The sequence below is a fragment of the Sphingobacterium sp. NPDC055346 genome, from assembly GCF_053645235.1.
This window is the reverse complement of record NZ_JBSHMI010000003.1, coordinates 350,977-368,728: the sequence shown is the minus strand read 5'-3', so window position 1 is coordinate 368,728 and position 17,752 is coordinate 350,977. Positions and strand designations below refer to the sequence as shown.

General features: G+C 39.9%; 14 protein-coding genes. 6 read left to right on the top strand and 8 right to left on the bottom strand.

What is annotated here, in order from left to right:
• Positions 1-2 precede the first annotated feature (2 nt).
• The 6 genes from ACWICE_RS08530 to ACWICE_RS08505 form a co-directional block, all read right to left on the bottom strand.
• The gene (locus tag ACWICE_RS08530; protein WP_454298090.1) at positions 3-1,769 is read right to left on the bottom strand and encodes a DUF885 family protein; all 1,767 of its coding nucleotides are present in this window, start codon (positions 1,767-1,769) and stop codon (positions 3-5) included.
• A 26-nt stretch (positions 1,770-1,795) separates the two neighbouring features.
• Positions 1,796-3,055, bottom strand: coding sequence for an NAD(P)/FAD-dependent oxidoreductase (locus ACWICE_RS08525; protein WP_454298089.1), 1,260 nt, complete (start codon positions 3,053-3,055; stop codon positions 1,796-1,798).
• Positions 3,056-3,077: 22 nt separating this feature from the next.
• Positions 3,078-4,076: a 4-hydroxyproline epimerase gene (locus tag ACWICE_RS08520; protein WP_454298088.1), complete on the bottom strand. Its 999-nt coding sequence runs from the start codon at positions 4,074-4,076 to the stop codon at positions 3,078-3,080.
• Positions 4,077-4,080: 4 nt separating this feature from the next.
• Positions 4,081-5,577, bottom strand: coding sequence for an aldehyde dehydrogenase (NADP(+)) (locus tag ACWICE_RS08515; RefSeq protein ID WP_454298087.1), 1,497 nt, complete (start codon positions 5,575-5,577; stop codon positions 4,081-4,083).
• 78 nt (positions 5,578-5,655) lie between these two features.
• Positions 5,656-6,558 (bottom strand): dihydrodipicolinate synthase family protein, encoded by a 903-nt coding sequence (locus ACWICE_RS08510; RefSeq protein WP_185211541.1) that lies wholly within the window; start codon positions 6,556-6,558, stop codon positions 5,656-5,658.
• A gap of 110 nt (positions 6,559-6,668) precedes the next feature.
• On the bottom strand, positions 6,669-7,532 hold the full coding sequence (locus tag ACWICE_RS08505; protein ID WP_185211540.1) for an AraC family transcriptional regulator: 864 nt from the start codon (positions 7,530-7,532) through the stop codon (positions 6,669-6,671).
• 380 nt (positions 7,533-7,912) lie between these two features.
• On the opposite strand from ACWICE_RS08505, the gene ACWICE_RS08500 reads away from it, so the two are divergent.
• The 5 genes from ACWICE_RS08500 to ACWICE_RS08480 all read left to right on the top strand — a co-directional run bounded on the left by ACWICE_RS08500 (position 7,913) and on the right by ACWICE_RS08480 (position 14,897).
• Positions 7,913-10,639, top strand: coding sequence for a DUF5695 domain-containing protein (locus tag ACWICE_RS08500; protein WP_454298086.1), 2,727 nt, complete (start codon positions 7,913-7,915; stop codon positions 10,637-10,639).
• Positions 10,640-10,739: 100 nt separating this feature from the next.
• Entirely contained in the window at positions 10,740-12,134 is a 1,395-nt protein-coding gene (locus tag ACWICE_RS08495; RefSeq protein ID WP_454298085.1) for an aminopeptidase P family protein, read from the top strand.
• Positions 12,135-12,260: 126 nt separating this feature from the next.
• Positions 12,261-13,322: a fatty acid desaturase family protein gene (locus ACWICE_RS08490; protein ID WP_454298084.1), complete on the top strand. Its 1,062-nt coding sequence runs from the start codon at positions 12,261-12,263 to the stop codon at positions 13,320-13,322.
• 246 nt (positions 13,323-13,568) lie between these two features.
• Positions 13,569-14,675: a DEAD/DEAH box helicase gene (locus tag ACWICE_RS08485; RefSeq protein WP_454291098.1), complete on the top strand. Its 1,107-nt coding sequence runs from the start codon at positions 13,569-13,571 to the stop codon at positions 14,673-14,675.
• 27 nt (positions 14,676-14,702) lie between these two features.
• Positions 14,703-14,897: a cold-shock protein gene (locus ACWICE_RS08480; protein ID WP_093095228.1), complete on the top strand. Its 195-nt coding sequence runs from the start codon at positions 14,703-14,705 to the stop codon at positions 14,895-14,897.
• Between the two features lie 113 nt (positions 14,898-15,010).
• Here ACWICE_RS08480 and ACWICE_RS08475 read toward each other — a convergent pair whose 3' ends face one another.
• Together ACWICE_RS08475 and ACWICE_RS08470 are read right to left on the bottom strand one after the other, a co-directional pair.
• Complete coding sequence (locus ACWICE_RS08475; RefSeq protein ID WP_237219494.1) at positions 15,011-15,439, bottom strand: cold-shock protein; 429 nt, start codon at positions 15,437-15,439, stop codon at positions 15,011-15,013.
• A 150-nt stretch (positions 15,440-15,589) separates the two neighbouring features.
• Positions 15,590-16,327: a GntR family transcriptional regulator gene (locus ACWICE_RS08470; protein ID WP_454298083.1), complete on the bottom strand. Its 738-nt coding sequence runs from the start codon at positions 16,325-16,327 to the stop codon at positions 15,590-15,592.
• 123 nt (positions 16,328-16,450) lie between these two features.
• Between ACWICE_RS08470 and ACWICE_RS08465 the strand changes: the two genes are divergently transcribed.
• Complete coding sequence (locus ACWICE_RS08465; RefSeq protein WP_454298082.1) at positions 16,451-17,752, top strand: hypothetical protein; 1,302 nt, start codon at positions 16,451-16,453, stop codon at positions 17,750-17,752.

Sequence of the window (17,752 nt, the reverse complement as noted above, 5' to 3'; positions counted from 1 at the left end):
GTTTAGAATTTATAGAATTTCCAAGAAGATTGATGGTCAGGATTCAGATTCTGATTGGTCAAGATAGCCCTCAGCATCTCCATAGGCATATAGTTTTCTTTGATCACACGGTCATGAAATTCCTTATACGTCATTTTACCTGAGCCGACCATTTCATCGCTGATGCTCAACAATTGCAAACCGCCGATCATATAGGCCAATTGATATAATGGATCGTAAGAACCTTCAAAGGATCTTTTTACTTCGCCATGGGCATTTGCAGGCTCATGTCCTACTTGATTTACCAAATAATCTATGCATTGTTGTGGAGTCCATTCTCCGATATGGAATTTGATACTGAAGGTTATCCTTGCACAACGGTGCATCCTCCAGAACAGCATCCCTATCCGCTCTTCTGGTGTTTTCGGGAATCCCATTCTATACAATAGCAGCTCCCAATACAAGGTCCAGCCTTCCGTCCAAAAAGGGGTATTGAAATTCTGTTCTCTATAGGGTTTATACCTGCGGTTCATAAAATACTGTAGATGATGCCCAGGGATCAATTCATGCTGAACTGTTCCAAGGGAGAAATGTGGATTATTTCCACGCATGCTCATCATTTTCTGGTCGTAAGTCATGGTACTGGTTGGATACGAGATACTGATTTCTCGACCGCCCGTGAAGAACGGATTGACCAATTGACGTTCTGGGGTCATCATGATCATTCCCCAAGTTTCATCCGCCAAAGGTGGAATATCTATCAATTGCTTTTCATTGATAAAGTTCATGGCTTTATCATACAGTTCATTGATCAATTCAGGTTGCTTTCCTTCAGGGACATAAGAGTTCTTTACTTTTTCCTGAGCTTTCTTCCAATCTTCGCCAAAACCCATCTCCTTGGAAGCCTTCAAAAGTTCTGCAACACACCATTGCCATTCCTTATCAGCAATTTTCAGAAGCTCATCGGCATTGTAGGAAATCATTTCATCCTTCAGCATTTTATTTAACACCTCCTTGCCGACGCGCTTACCAGCGATATTGCTACCATCATCAAAGGCCTTCAAATCTGATTTCGATACTATAAGGTCCTTATACTCTTTTAGCTTTTCCTGTAATCGATCATAGGATTTTGGAACCCACCAAGAAAACAGAGGTTCATAGCCATTATAGAAGTCAAATGAGCTTTCCAATCTTAATTTAAGAGACTCTAAGAGACTTTCTAAATATTCAACATCTGCAGAAGGTATAGCTTTTACCTCTTCCAATTTCTTAAGTTCTTGATCAATCTGGGCCGAGGCTTTTTCAAAAGCCGTTGCTACCTCCTTTGCATCCACTGCTCCACCACGTCTTCTTTTCTTCTCAAATTCAAGGATGCTATCTGCAAAAGGCAGGTAACCCTTCACACGGTTATATGCGGTTTGATTGGATTTAAGGTCCTCAATATTCCTTTTGATTTTTCTGTTCAGTAAAATATAATCGACCTGACCATTGGTATTGAGTTTTTTATAGTCAAACTGCTGCAGTTTCTTTTCGTAATCCTGATCTAGCAGGAGTAATCTGCCTATTTGTTCAGGAGAAGCTGCCGCACTCTGAAATCCCCAACCTTTCGGCATCGGTCCATAAAAATAATTGATGGCCTGCAGGTCATTTCTGTATTGTATGATATAAGGTTCGATGGGAGTGGTATGATCGTACAAGCCACTTTCTTGAGCAAATGTTGTAGCACTAGTCATAGCGATAATTCCAATTCCAATAAATGATTTAAGGTCAATGTTTTTCCGGTTTTTCATAATCATAATTTAGGTATGTTAAATTGCTACTGGAATCGGTCCGGATTAAAGCCCGAAATATTCGATTCTATCTTTTCATTGGATAGGATCCTTGCTATGCTTTTACCAAAGGCAGGCCCCAAACTTAGGCCCATCATACCTCCGCCCCCGGCAATGCTTACATTGCTGTATTTCTTGGTCCTCCCTAAATAAGGAAGCCCATCTGGCGAACATGGTCTATATCCAAACCATATATCGTTTGGATAGTCAATTTGAATATCAGGATAGTATTTTGGGATAGATTCAACGATTCCTTTAACCCTGTTCTGATAGATTTTATCATTCGCAGGGCCCAATTCCATGGTACCACTAAATCGGATCTGATTGTTCATTGGTGTCACGGCAACCCTTGCTTCCAGCAAAAGTGCTGCGTGATTCATCGAGGTGCCTTCCTCTGGATTGAACATAAAGGAATAGCCTTTCCCAGGCATCAGTGGCAATTTCAAGTGTAATTTAGCACCTATCTTGCCCAATGCTGCTCCTCCAGTTACCACAAACTCATCTGCTTGAAAGTTTCCTTTGTTGGTCACTGCGGATTTGATTTTATTCCCACTGGTCTCAAATCCATTAACTTCAGTTGCATAATGAAATTTCACTCCATGATTGACAAGATAGGTTGTCAATTCCTGCATTAATTTAGGTGGATACATAATTCCATCGCACTTATACAGAATAGCACCCAATGTATCGACCTTTAGGTTCGGTTCTAATTCCTGTACGCCAATCCGATCTAAAACCTGAGTATCTAATCCTAATCGATTCGCCTTTTCTGCCAATTCTATTTCCTCATGCTCGACATCTTTTGATTTGTACATCATCAAAATGCCGTTCTGCCTCAGCTCAAAGTCAAGACCTTCTTCTGAAGATAACTGATCATATAGCTTGCTGCTTTCCAGGTTCAAATCACGGATTGCTTCAGCATTCCTTTCTACATGCTTCTCATTGGCATGTTTTAAAAATTTCAGTCCCCAGTCGATCAATCCGAGGTTCAATGATGGCCTAACATAAAACGGGCTCTTACTGTTCAGCATCCATTTTACTCCTTGGGCTACCATTCCTGGTGCTGCCAAAGGTGTAAAATGACTTGGAACGATCATGCCCGCATTGCCATAGGAACAATTGTTCTTGCCATTGTCCTTCTCCAGGACAGTGACTTGCCAACCATCTTTAAATAAATAATATGCTGTGGATAGACCTGCAATCCCAGCCCCGATAATAACTACATTTCCTTTATGGTTTTTTGACACTTTATTTAATGGTTATCGTGAATTACATAACTTGAAATCCTTCTTTATACGGGTCCATATCATCTATGATGATCTGACTATATCCCGTAATGATTGCCCACCCTTCTACTGATGGAACGATGGCAGCATGACCCGCCAATTGGGTCTCTTCCTCAATCCGCCCAATAAATTGCGAGCCTATATAACTTTCATGGACAAATTCATCTCCTGGCTTTAATTTCCCTTTTGCATACCATTGCGCCATGCGAGCTGAAGTCCCTGTTCCACAAGGTGAGCGATCGAGGGCATTCTCACCTACCAATACCGCATTTCTACCTGTAGAGTTCTCCTTGGTCGGTTTCCCGGTCCATTGAATATGGCTCAAACCATAAATATTTTCATTCTCAGGATGGATAAATTCATACTTCTCATTCAACAGGGAACGGATCACCTTGCCATAATGGATCAATTGGCTAGCAGAGAAATCACTGATATCCCTAAAGTTCTTCTGCGGATCTACAATCGCATAAAAATTACCTCCATATGCAACATCAGCAACAATCTCCCCTAAATCCGGACAGTCCACTGTCAATTCTGATTTATATAAAAAGGATTTCACATTGGTCAACTTTACTGTTTTGACCTTTGGGCCTTCCTGCACATAATCAATCAAGATCAATCCTGCAGGTGTTTCCAATCTAAGCTTTCCCGGCACTTTCGGAATCACCAATCCTTCCTCTATGGCTATGGTAACAGTTCCAATGGTTCCATGGCCACACATCGGCAAGCAACCACTGGTTTCTATATAGAGTACACCCGTATCATTATTAGGGTCGATAGGTGGATAAAGAATGCTACCACTCATCATATCATGGCCTCTAGGCTCAAACATCAACCCTTTCCTGATCCAATCATACTCCTCCATAAAATGGAGCCTGCGTTCCATCATGGAATTCCCGTTCAAATATGGACCACCTCCAGCTACTAACCGCACAGGGCAACCGCAGGTATGGGAATCAATACAAAAAAATGTTTTCTTCATCTATTTATTGGTTTGCATTTATGGAATCCTTAGTACTTGTACCATCCACAAGGCGATTGATCGCAAGGGGATTGCCATTTTTCAGTTCTGCTGGAAGAAACTGGTCTGGCCAGTTCTGAAATGCCAATGGACGTAAAAACCGCTTAATGGAATCAGGTCCTACCGAGGTAAACCTTGGATCTGTACTCGAAGGGAAAGGCCCGCCATGCTGCATCGCATACACGACCTCAACCCCGGTTGGCATTCCATTGAACAATAGCCTTCCGGCCTTATCTTTTATGATGTTTAATATCGTCTTATTTTCTTCAGCATCTTTCTCCGTTCCAGCAATAGTTATCGTCAGTTGTCCTTTTAGGTTTCTTGCGATTTTCTCTACTTCTGATATGGAATCTGCTTCTATCAATAATCCAAACGGACCGAAAACTTCCTCAGCCAAAACTTCATTGGTCAAGAAATTCGCTGCGGAGGTCAAGGCTACCCTTGGTCGGCCCTGGCCAGATTCAGCAATAGAATTCGACTCTGAAAGTATTGCAACCTCAGCTTGACTGCTCAATAGATCCTTGTTTTTCTCAAAATGTGAATAGATCCCTTGATTCAGCATATGGGCTGAATTGATCGCGGCAATCGCATCATGCAGGCTCGATTTAAATCGTTCCAATGCTTCCCCTTTCACCGCAATGAACAATCCTGGATTGGTACAAAACTGCCCTACTCCCAAGGTTAAGGATGATGCGTATTCCTTTGCCAAAGCTTCTGCTTTCTCCTCCAATATATTCCCGAAGGCAAATACTGGATTGATGCTTCCCATTTCCGCAAAGACAGGAATGGGTTCTTCCCTCTGGTTCGCAATATCAAACAGGGCTTTTCCACCCCAATAGGAACCGGTAAAACCCACCGCTTTAATACCTTGCTGAGCAACCAAATAAGCGCCTATCTTCTCTTTGGCACCTTCTACTTCATTGCCAAGGATATGGTTGAAGACACCCTCAGGCCATCCAAATTCCTTTACGACTTCCGTGATTGCCTTGGCCATAACCGTAGAGGTTTTCTCGTGCCCCGAATGACCTTTTACAATGACTGGGCATCCTGCAGCTAGGGCACTTGCGGTATCTCCACCTGCGGTTGAAAAAGCAAAAGGAAAGTTGCTAGCCCCAAATACAACCACTGGCCCAATGCCTAGATTGTATTTGCGAATATCATTCTTTCCTTTTTCTGGATTTGCTAAGTCAATCCTTGCCTCACTGTACAGGCCATTGGAAATCGCATTTGCATAACTGCGCCATTGCCAGATGGTCCTAGCCTTCTCGCCCTCCAAACGAGGAAAAGGTAAGGAAGTCTCCTGATTTGCTGTCTCGATCAATTCCGTCCCTAGACTTTCAATTCGATCTGCTACAGCATGCATAAACTTGGCCCGATCCCTAACCGTAGTGGACTTTAAAAATTGATACGCCTCAGCAGCCAGCTCTACACATTTATCTAAGTATTCTTTTTTTTGGTTCATATTCAATTGGGTTTACTATTAAAGGGACATAAAGCTGTAAGACCAACTTTATGTCCCAAAGAATGCACTTCTTCCGATTTAATTCAAAACCGGACGACTTGCAATGCCATCAGCAATTATCTTGTTTATTCTTGTCGCTTCTTCACCTACCAAAGGCAACCTTGGCGCGCGAACATGCGGTGTACAGATTCCTTCAGCTGTAGCAGCTAATTTGATGTACTGGATAAGTTTTGGATGGATATCCAACTCTAACAATGGCATAAACCATCTATAGATTTCAATAGCTTTTTCAATTTCACCATTCAGGGCGTAATTGTACATTGCCATGGTTTCTCTTGGAAAAGCATCAACCAATCCTGCGACCAATCCATCGGCACCAAGGAGTACTGTTTCCAATGAAATAGTATCTACACCACCCAAAACCTTAAAGCGATCGCCAAACTTATTCTTCATTCTGGTAATGTTTGACAAGTCTCTGGTTGATTCTTTCACCGCTTGAATACTTGGGTAATCCTTCAATTCTTCAAACATGCTCAATGAAACGTAGGTCGCATAATCAACAGGGTTGTTGTAAATTAAGATAGGAAGGTCAGTCGCACTGGCAACAGCCTTAAAGTATTCTACTACCTCACGGTCATCTGCTTTATAACGCATTGGAGGCAGTAACATCAAACCATCCGCGCCAAGTTCCTTTGCTTTTTTTGCAAAGTCAACCGCATTTTTGGTCGTATTTTCCGCAATATTCAGAATTAGTGGAATTCTTCCAGCAACAACTTTTTTCGCATAAGAGAGCAATTCAAATTTTTCATCATTGTCCAATACGGCAGCATCTCCCAGAGTTCCCGCAATAATGATCCCATGAACACCCGCAGAAATCTGCGCCTCCGTGTTTTTGGCAAACATTTCAAAATCAATTTCTCCATTCTCCTTAAATGGAGTCAAAACAGCAGGATAAATTCCTTTCCAATTTAATTGAGCCATAGTAAGTTTTCTTGTTTTAAATTATAATTGTATAACCAAAACTAGCCACTTAATAGCTCCTCGCCTAACCGCCTTTTAATATTTGTTTACTGAATTTTAACCTTTTCTATTTATTGATATAAAAAGTTCTTGTAGTTTAATGCATATTCCTTGGGTGAGGTGCCGATAACACTCCGAAATACTCGATTGAAATTGGTGATGCTGTTAAATCCACTGCTGTAAGCTATAATGGAAACACAATCATATTTATCATTACCTAATAAACGACAGGCTTCACGAACCCGGATTTCATTTAAATAGGATACAAAAGTCTTTCCCGTGCATTTCTTGAAATATCTACAGAATGCCTGTGGGGTTAAGTTTGCCTTTTCTGCAACATCGCATAAGGAAATGTTCTCTTTAAAATTCTCCTCAATAAACCTACATAAAGAATTGATCTTGAAACCACCAAAGGCATCTGTTTCATAATGAGAAACCCCTGAAAGTGGCGTCAAATCAGCAGAGACCATATTTAACGATTTTAACAGATAAAAGAAGTTCACCAATTGGTCCATCCTATCAGATCGTTTCAAAACCTCGATTCTTCTCCGTATCGGAGCTAAATGCTGTTTTGGAACCTGAAAACCTCTACAGTTATTGCTGATGAATTCCATTAATACGCTCAACTCAGGCAAATTCAACAAATTAAGCAAGGCGCCCTCTAGATTGAAAAATACGGAAACAGACCTTATCCCTTCTGAACTTTGGTCATTCTTGAAAACATGAGCTTGATTGGAACCAACCAAAAAGATATCACCCTGTTGAAAATTATGAAGATTGTCATCAACCAACAGTTGACCGCTACCAGCTACAATCATAATAATCTGATACTCAACATGACGATGCATATACGGATAAAACTTATCTAATATGTCTTCCTGCACAAATACCGTCCTATCCTTAGGAACTGGTACATTATATTGTATTGGTTTCATAATTTAAAAAGTTTATAAATGTCAATTTAACACTAAATATAATTATAAAGAGGTCATTCAGCAAAATATTTAACAGGAATGGCTAAGAATTGGCCATATAAAGCTAAAATCCGGCAATCTTAAAACAATTATTAAAACCATATTTGTAACAAACAAACAGGAAAAACTTAATCGTGTGTATTAAGTGTGACTTTGGATCAATGCTAATAAAACCAGTTTTTTTAGAGTAAATGGAAAACACCCCATTTAATTTCTTCCAAACTGTAATTTTGCTTCCACTAATCTAATTATTTTACTTAATACAATTAAATTTTTCCTTCCATTCATTTTTAGAATTAGATTAATTGGCTTTCTATTAATAATTCAAGACTTCAACAGAAATGATGAAAATTAAAAATTTCTATTATCTCCTTTTAGTGGCCTTGACACCTTGCTTGTCCCAACCTGCTCATGCTCAACAGAATGAGAACCCTGTTTGGAAAAAAGTAGCTGCTGAACCTCCTACCCTTGGCATAGACCAAGGCAACAAAACCTTTCCTTTGAAAGAACTAAACCTGCAGCTTTTAAACAGTTCTCAGACCGCATCATCAATCAAGCTGATCCATGCAGATACTAGCTTTGACTACACAGCAACCGAACTCTTAAACAAAAGAGATCGCAATGGTTTCTTCCATATCGGGGACATCAATCTCAAAATTCGTGATGCCGGCAACCAGGAATGGCAGGCCTTCTCCTCCGCAAATAACCGTCAAAAAGTATTAGAATTAAAGCCTGAGGGCAATGTATTGGCTATGGCTGATCTGAGTTCAACCCTTCAAAACATACCTTTGAAGGTAATCCGAAAATGGGAAGACATAAATGGAAATCTGCAACTTACCTTCCAGATCATCAATAATTCAACCAAATCCATTGAGATTGGAGGCCTTGGGATTCCATTACCGTTCAACAACAACATGGATTGGAAAAGTTTAGACGAAGCCCATGCTAAAAATGTCTTCTTCGACCCTTACATTGGAAAGGATGCCGGATATATGCAGGTAAACCGACTTCATGGAAATGGACCTAGCCTATTGGTCCTGCCCAGTGAAAATGCGGGTTTTGAAGCTTACAACCCATTAAATACAGATCCAACCCCTAGAAGCATCACCTTTGAAGGCTTTCATGAATGGTTGATACATAGCAAAGCTTATGCAGAAACTGAATGGCAAAATGTCAACCCTTGGAATCAACCTACATCATCTATTTTGAAACCTGGTGAGACCAAAAACTTCTCCTTGAGATTTGTTCTCGCACCGAGCATCAAAGAAATTGAATCTACCCTATTGGCCAATAATAGACCTGTAGCCGTTGCAGCCCCAGGTTATGTCATTCCAATGGACAACCCAAGCAAATTATTCATCAAGCATAATAAGCAGATCAAGAACATCGAGGTTTTCCCAAAAGATGCCCTAAGCATAAAAACCTTGAAAAAGACCAAGAATAATTGGAATCAATTTGAAGTATCAGGAAATACCTGGGGAAGGGCAAGACTGCAGATCACCTATCAAGATGGAATCGAACAAACCATTCAGTATAAGGTCATCAAACCTGAACAGGAAGTAGTCAAGGACTTAGGGAATTTCTTGACCAATGAACAATGGTTTGAGGATTCAAATGATCCATTTAAAAGATCTCCTTCGGTAATTACATACGATATTGAAGAAAGAAAACCAGTTACCCAAGAGCAAAGGGCCTGGTATGCAGGCTTAAGTGATGAAGCTGGTGCCGCCAGCTGGCTCGCAGCAATGATGAAGCAGGTTATGATACCTAACAAGGTTGAAATTGAAAAACTGAAGCGTTTTGTCAATGAAACTATGTATGGCCGAATCCAGCACAAAGAGGGAAAAGATAAATATGGCGTAGTTAAAAGTCTTTTCTATTATGAGCCAGACTCCCTACCAAAAGGTACCTATAGTGAAGATATCAACTGGAAAACATGGTCGGCTTGGCCTAAAAAAGAAGCCGACAATATAGGCCGATCCTATAATTATCCCCATGTTGCTGCTGCCCATTGGGTCATGTACCGACTCGCAAGGAATTACAACCAGCTAGTTTCTGAAGAACCTTGGGATGTATACCTCGACCGGGCATTCCATACGGCAATTGCCATGGTTGAAAAGGCCCCACATTATGCACAATTCGGACAGATGGAAGGCAGTATTTTCCTGCTGATACTAAATGACCTAAGAAGGGAAGGCTTAACGAACTCTGCAAATAAATTGGAATCTGAAATGAGAAAACGTGCCGAGCATTGGAAAACCTTAAATTACCCATTTGGCAGCGAAATGCCATGGGACTCTACCGGTCAGGAAGAAGTTTACCTCTGGTCCAAGTACTTTGGTTTCGATGAAAAAGCACAAGTGACGCTCAACGCCATATTAGCCTATATGCCGACAGTTCCCCATTGGGGCTACAATGGCAGTGCTCGCCGTTATTGGGACTTTGTATACGGCGGAAAACTATCCAGAATTGAAAGACAGCTACATCACTACGGCTCTGCCCTGAATTCCATACCAGTTCTCACCGAGTATAGAGACCATCCCGATGACTTCTACCTACTGCGCGTAGGTCATGCTGGCATGATGGGTGCTTTGGCAAATGTTACCCAAGAAGGATTCGGACCAGCAGCGTTCCACTCCTATCCATCAACCCTAGAAATCGATGGTATTACTGGCGATTATGGATCAGGATTTTATGGCTATGCCGTTAATTCAGGAACATATATCATCAAACATCCCGAATTCGATTGGTTGGCATTCTCAGGAAACCTGGTCAAGAATAAAGAAAATATCGATGTTAAAATCAAAACTGCAGCAAGAAACCGAATCTTTCTAGCTCCAGAAAAACTTTGGATTGAACTCGATGCTGGAGAGCTGGACCTACTTTCCTATAATGAGAAAAACAAAACGGTTACTTTGACCCTTACCCCCAATTCAGAAATCCTGGAGAATAATCTCATCAGGTTTAATTCCGAAAGTGGCTATACATTAAAAGGCTTTGAAAAAGATGCTTTGGGTAGATATGTCATTCCAAATCGCGTTACACAAATTCAACTAAGCAAAGATTAAGCTGCTTAATCAACCGGTAACAACTTATTCCTATAAATACTGTGGTTCCTAAAGATGGTTCCACAGTTTTTGTTTAATTTCGTTATAAAATTTTAGAGCAATGTTTTCGTCAAGTACCTATCAGAATAGAAGAACCCAATTAAAAAATGAGGTTTCCCATGGAGTGATCGTTTTATTGGGAAATATTGAAAATCCCATCAATTTCGAACATAACACTTACCCATTCCGCCAAGACAGCAGTTTTTTATATTATTTCGGAATCCAAGCCCCATTTATTGCTGGGATCATCGACATTGATGAAAACCGGGAAATAATCTTTGGTGATGAATTGGACATGGATGCACTGGTTTGGACCGGCAGACAAGAAACCTTGAAGGAAAAAAGCCTAAAAGCGGGCGTTTCTGAAACCATGCCTTTCAAAGAACTGGAGAACTACCTTCAGAAAGCTAAGTTCAACAATCGCCCAATCCATTTCCTACCTCCATATCAATCTTACAACAAAATCCTATTGAGCAGACTTTTGGATAGGCATTTAGATGAACTACTGCCATCTGAAAAACTGATCAAGGCCGTCGTAAAGCAGAGATCGATCAAGGAACCACAGGAAATCCAGCAGATTGAAGAGGCTCTTCGTGTTTCTACGGAAATGCATCTCCTTGCCATGAAGATTGCAAAACCTGGAATGAAAGAATATGAATTGGTGAATGCGATCCTAAAATATGCTGCAGACCAAAATTTCACATTTGCATATCCACCGATCGTGACAGTGCATGGTGAAATTCTCCATAACCAATACCGTGAGAACAGCTTTAAAAACGGTGATTTGATCTTAAACGACTCGGGCGCTGAAACTCCAATGGGTTATGCAGGTGACTTAACCAGGACTTTCCCTGTATCCGCCACTTTCACGGAAAGACAAAAAGATCTTTACAATGTGGTCTTAAGATCCTTTACAGATGCTAGAGACATGATGAAACCTGGGGTTAAATTCAAGGATATTCACCTGAAAGCTGCCAAAACTTTGGTAGAGGGCTTGACTGCAGTTGGATTGATGAAGGGGAATGCTGAAGACGCCGTTGCGAACCACGCCCATACCATGTTCTTTCAATGTGGCTTAGGCCATATGATGGGATTAGATGTCCATGATATGGAAGACTTGGGTGAACAGTATGTGGGATATACCGAAAGAGAGCCTAAGGACAATAATACGTTTGGGCTCAAATCTTTGCGCCTAGGAAAAGAACTGGAAGCAGGCTTTGTCTTGACTGTAGAACCGGGCATATACATTATCCCTGACTTGATCGATATGTGGAAGGCTGAAAAGAGAAACCATGAATTCATCAATTATGATCTCCTAGAAGATTACCGTAATTTTTCGGGGATCCGAATTGAAGACAATTTCATGATTGAAGAGAATGGCTACCGATTATTAGGTCCAGACCTGGTAAAAACCGTGGAGGAAATCGAAGAAATCAGAAAGCAAAGTTTAAATTAAGGTCCAATAAAAAATTAGAGTTTTTTAACTTAAGTTAAACAATCATTTGCCATATAAATTGTAAGTTTGCACAAATACAACATTCTTGTCGGGCTGGTCGACAAAGTGGAAGTGGGTAATAATTATATGAAATCAACCATAAAGTTCAACAACTTAAACAGCTTATTCTCAAAATCATTAAAAAATAATATTAACGAATATTTTAATAATACCATACAAAAAAAGACTGGAAACAGTAAGTTGTACAGTAAAGCCATAATCTTGATGGCTTCCTTTGTTTTAATATACTGTATATTAGTTTTTGTACAACCGCATTGGACCATCAGTGTCCTGTTATGTATGATATTTGGTGTCAATCTTGCAGCAATTGGATTCAATATTATGCATGATGCAGGCCATAATTCGTTTTCTGAAAATAAGCAAGTCAATAATATCCTTTCCTATTCTTTAAATCTATTGGGAGGAAATATTTTTTTTTGGAAGCAAAAACACAATATCGCCCATCATACCTACACCAATATTGATGGTGAAGATCCCGATATCGAAGTGAAGTTTATGCGTATCCATCAAGATCAGAAACTAAAGAAACACCATCGTTTCCAGCCTATTTATTTTATTTTTCTTTATGGAATTTCATATTTAGCATGGATATTCTATCAGGATTATGAAAAATACTTCAGGCAAAAAATGGGCAGCTCAGAAAGAACTTTCCACTTTCCATTGCAGGAAAAAGTAATCTTCTGGATCAGTAAGCTCATTCACGCCTTGATCTTTATTGTCATCCCGATTATTTATGTAGGATGGATTCCAACTCTACTTGGTATTTTGATTGCAGGTGCAGTATGCGGAATCTGTTTAGCGACGGTATTTCAGTTGGCTCACGTGGTTTCAGAAACGGAATTTAAATCTGGTGACCAACCTAAAATTGAAGAGGAATGGATGATCCACCAAATCCAATCCACAGCAAACTTCTCCACCAAAAACAAAATGTTAACTTGGCTATTGGGCGGTCTGAACTTTCAGGTGGAGCATCACCTTTTTCCAAAGATCAGCCACATCCATTATCCGGCATTAAATAAGATCGTTAGACAGGCTTGCAAGGATTATGAAATAAAATACAACGAGTATAATTCCTTCTGGTCAGCCTTTAAATCGCATGTCAAGGTCATTAAACTCATGTCCGTTTAGGAACTTTAAATCGTCCCATTAATAAAAAAGAAAAATATTATCGAAATATTTTAGTAATTTTGTAATAATATTGGAATTTATTCTATAATATCAATGACTTTGTAAACCCTCCTTAATAAACTTTGTCACTGCTTCTTCAGATTTCATTTTAATATTAATTGACATATTTTATGTCTGTAAGCAGTTTGTTCAAACGAAGAGCATTTCGTAAAACAAATTTTTTGAAGACAAATTTTAAAAACATCAATGAATTTCAACAATATGGAGCTAATCGCTCCAATCATAAAAGCACTCGAAGGTCTTGGCTACAAGGCCCCTACGGATATACAGATTGAATCAATTCCCCACATTTTAAAGGGAAATGATATCATCGGATGTGCACAGACCGGAACTGGAAAAACGGCTGCTTTTAGCATCCCTATCCTACAAAACTGTGCGAAGCAAAAATCGAATTCCAAAGCTCCAAAAGCCTTGATCTTGGCACCTACTCGCGAGTTAGCTATTCAGATTGACAAGACCTTTGCTGAACTGAACAAACACCTTGGTCTAAGGCATTTGGTCGTATTTGGTGGTGTCCCTATCTCCAGAAATATTAGATCGCTTCAACAGCCTGTAGATATAATGATCGCAACACCAGGTAGGTTATTGGACCTCATCAATCAGAAATATTTAACATTGAACAGCATTGCTACCCTAGTATTGGACGAAGCAGATACCATGTTGGATATGGGATTTATCCATGACATCAAGAAGATCCTTAAATATGTACCGGAGAAAAGACAGACCTTGTTCTTTTCTGCCACCATGCCTCCTGAAATCAGGAAGTTTGCCAATACGATCTTAAAAAACCCAGCAGAAGTAAATATCAACCCCGTTGTAAAAGCCTCTGAAAATGTCAATCAATCTGTTTTCTTCATTGAGAAAAAACAGAAAACCGACTTATTGGTTGATCTATTGAACAGAGATAAGAACCTACAAACTCTGGTTTTTATCCGTACAAAACATGCTGCAGACCGTCTGGCAAAGCAACTCAATAAAAGAGGATTCAAGGCAGATGCCATTCATGGAAATAAATCACAGAATGCAAGACAGAATGCCCTGGAATCTTTTAAGACAGGCAGATCCAAGATTTTGATCGCAACAGATATTGCTGCCCGTGGTATTGATATACATAAATTACCACAGGTCATCAATTATGACCTTCCTACTGAATCCGAAACCTATGTGCACCGGATTGGAAGAACAGGTAGAGCCGGAAATGCTGGCCATGCTTATTCTTTCTGCAGTGAAGAAGAGAAAAAAGCATTACATGGAATCCAAAAACTGATTGGCTTCCAACTAGAAACGAATTAAATAATTAAGTAAGTAAATAATAATACCATGCAAGAAGGAAAAGTAAAATTCTTTAACGTAACTAAAGGATTCGGTTTTATCACTCCAAACGAAGGAGGAAAAGATGTATTCGTACATTCAACAGGTTTAGTACACGAAATCAGAGAAAATGACAATGTTACGTTTGATACTGAAAGTGGTCCTAAAGGAATTAATGCAATCAATGTACGTGTAGTTAGATAATCTAGCTCAAACGTGCATGTTGCACAACAAAAAATGCAGCCCTTGGGCTGCTTTTTTTGTTGTGCAAAACTAATGGCTTAGCATTAGTCGATATATTTTCAAGTACAATCCGACTATACCAATTCCACTTCCGAAATTTGGTTTCCCTGTCTGGTTCTGGTGTACTTATACCTCACATTTTGATGCAAAGAAAGAATCTTGCCTGCAAGGGTATCGTTAAAATAAACAGTTTCTCTAGTCTCGTTATCGCGAATAAATCCATAATGACCTGTTTCATTGTAATAAGAAACACGTCCCAATAGGAATTCATCCTCAGGATCCTTCGGTCTCTCTAAGTCTTCAGGTTTAAACTTATAGGTTTCAGTTGGAGGTGTATCGACGATGTTTCCAAATTCATCAACATATGCATACATTTCTTCCAATGACTTGCCTTTGTTGTTTTGAGACTTGTTCTGTTCTCTACGCTCTTGCTTTTCTTGAAGTTTTTGCTGTTTTCTTTTTGCTAGTTCTTTTTTCTTGAATGTGAGTTGGTTTCTTGACATTAAAAATTATTAAGTTAAAAAATGAAAGGGGTATCTCTTTAAATAACCTGGATTGGCTGAGGATTAAGATAGGGGCCTTTATGAATGAATACAAAGATACAAAAAATTAGCGAGATTTGCTAATCTTTACGTACTACGCCCTCCAACCAATTAGCTCTCTCCCCTTCTACTTTCTACTTTATAGGTAAAACTTTCCGCCCTGTAATAACCTAGGTTATACTCAATGGGTTTTCCTGATTGATCATATACAAAACGCTTCCTCGAAAGAATAGGCTCTCCTATGGCAATCTCCAACTTCTCCGAAATAAATTTATTGGCAGATTTGGCATCAATCTCCTCTTGGGAAAGATCCGCAATGATATTGCATTGCTGCTGCAAAATATCATATAAGGGCAATTTGAAGTCTTCCTCTCCCGTCAGTCCGACCCTTGGGTGAAAATAGGAAATGAAATAGACAAATGGATCACCTGGCTTACCTCGCAACCTTTCTAGCTTCAGGACCTTCTGATCTTCCGGAATTTCAAAAAACTTAGCAACAGCAGGTTCCGGAACCACCCAACGCACATGGAGCTCAAAATTCTTCACCTCCAGCCCTCTGTTTTTCATCTCCTGCGAAAAACTCAACCAATTCTTGGATTTTGAACTGAATTTCTGTTGCGTAACTTTCGTCCCTACACCTTTCTTCCTCACCAAAAGTTCTTCATAGACCAACTTATTGATCACCAATCGCAAGGTAGACCTGGAAATCGACAATTTCTTCGCCAGATCTATCTCATTGGGCAAATACTTGCCTTCCTGGTACTCAGGCTGTTTGATTAAATCTCGAAGCAAAGTTTCCACCTGGACGTGCAGGGGAATGGGGCAATTATGGTCTATCTTCAGATTCATACTTTTTTGATTGTGACTTAAAGTAAGATAATTCTTTTTTAAATAGCAAATTATGTATGTTTGTATACACATACTTCAGTGCCCTAATATTATCGATTTTCGAGGTTATAACCAATAAAAACAATGAAAAGTTATTTATTTTATGTTGCATTCGGCCTAACTCTAACAGCCTGCAACAACCATACAAGCAACAACAACAATCTAAATTCAGGCATTCAGGATTCAGTGATTTCCGACAGTAATTATACTATTGTCAAAGACATGGCAAAGGACATCGTTAAGTCTGGTTTTAACGCTGGTGATGGATACCAAGAGGTTTGGATCCGTGATTACAATACTTTTATCCGACTTGCCTACAAAGTACAACCTGCCGATCAAATCAAGAAAAACCTATTGGCCTTTTTTGGTCTTCAAGCTAAGGATGGAAATATCCCAGATGGCTTCGTGACAAAAGAAAGCCTGAAGGGTAAACCAAGTGATTATTACAGCATCCTGTCTAAGTTAGAACCCTTATTGGCTGCCCATAAAAATACGGTGGAGACTGACCAAGAGGCATCCCTAATACAGGCCGTCTATAAATATATCCAGGTTTCCGATGACCGGGATTTCTTAAAGACCATGGTAGGTCAGTTTACAGTCGCTCAACGAATGGAACAAGCGCTTCAATTCTTAATGGACAAACGATTTGACAAAGCACATGGGCTGCTATGGGGCGCAACAACAGTGGATTGGGGCGATGTTCAGCCTGAACATGACTGGGGAGTACATTTGGATGATAATTCCCATCTCGCCATTGACATCTATGATAATGCCATGTTCTTGATCGCCCTTGACAATTTCATGGTGTTAGTCCCTGACAATAAACCAAAATGGGAAACCATCAGAAAAGATATTGCGAGCAATACCATGAAACATCTTTGGGATGCAAAGAATCAAAAATTTATTCCGCATATCTACCTGAATGGGTCTCCCTTTCCTGCTGATTTCGATGAAAATAAAATCTTTTACCATGGAGGAACTGCAATTGCAATCGAAGCCAATCTGTTGAGCAAAGAGCAGATCAAAACTTCATTGGATAAAATGATTGCCAATGTGAAAGAATCTGGAGCTGCAACCATAGGGCTTACGATTTATCCCACCTATCCGAAAGGCTTCTTTAAAAATAAAGGTATGTATCCTTACGGCTATCAAAATGGAGGGGATTGGACCTGGTTTGGAGGCAGGATGGTTCAGCAATTGATCAGGAACGGATTTGTGACAGAGGCAAAGGAACAACTCAAACCTATGCTGGACCGGGTGATCAAAAACAAAGGCTTTTATGAATGGTACACGAAAGACAACAAACCGGAAGGATCCGGAACCTTTAGAGGCGAAGCCGGGGTGTTGTATGACGCCATACAGCTATTGGAAAAATCAGGGTCTTAA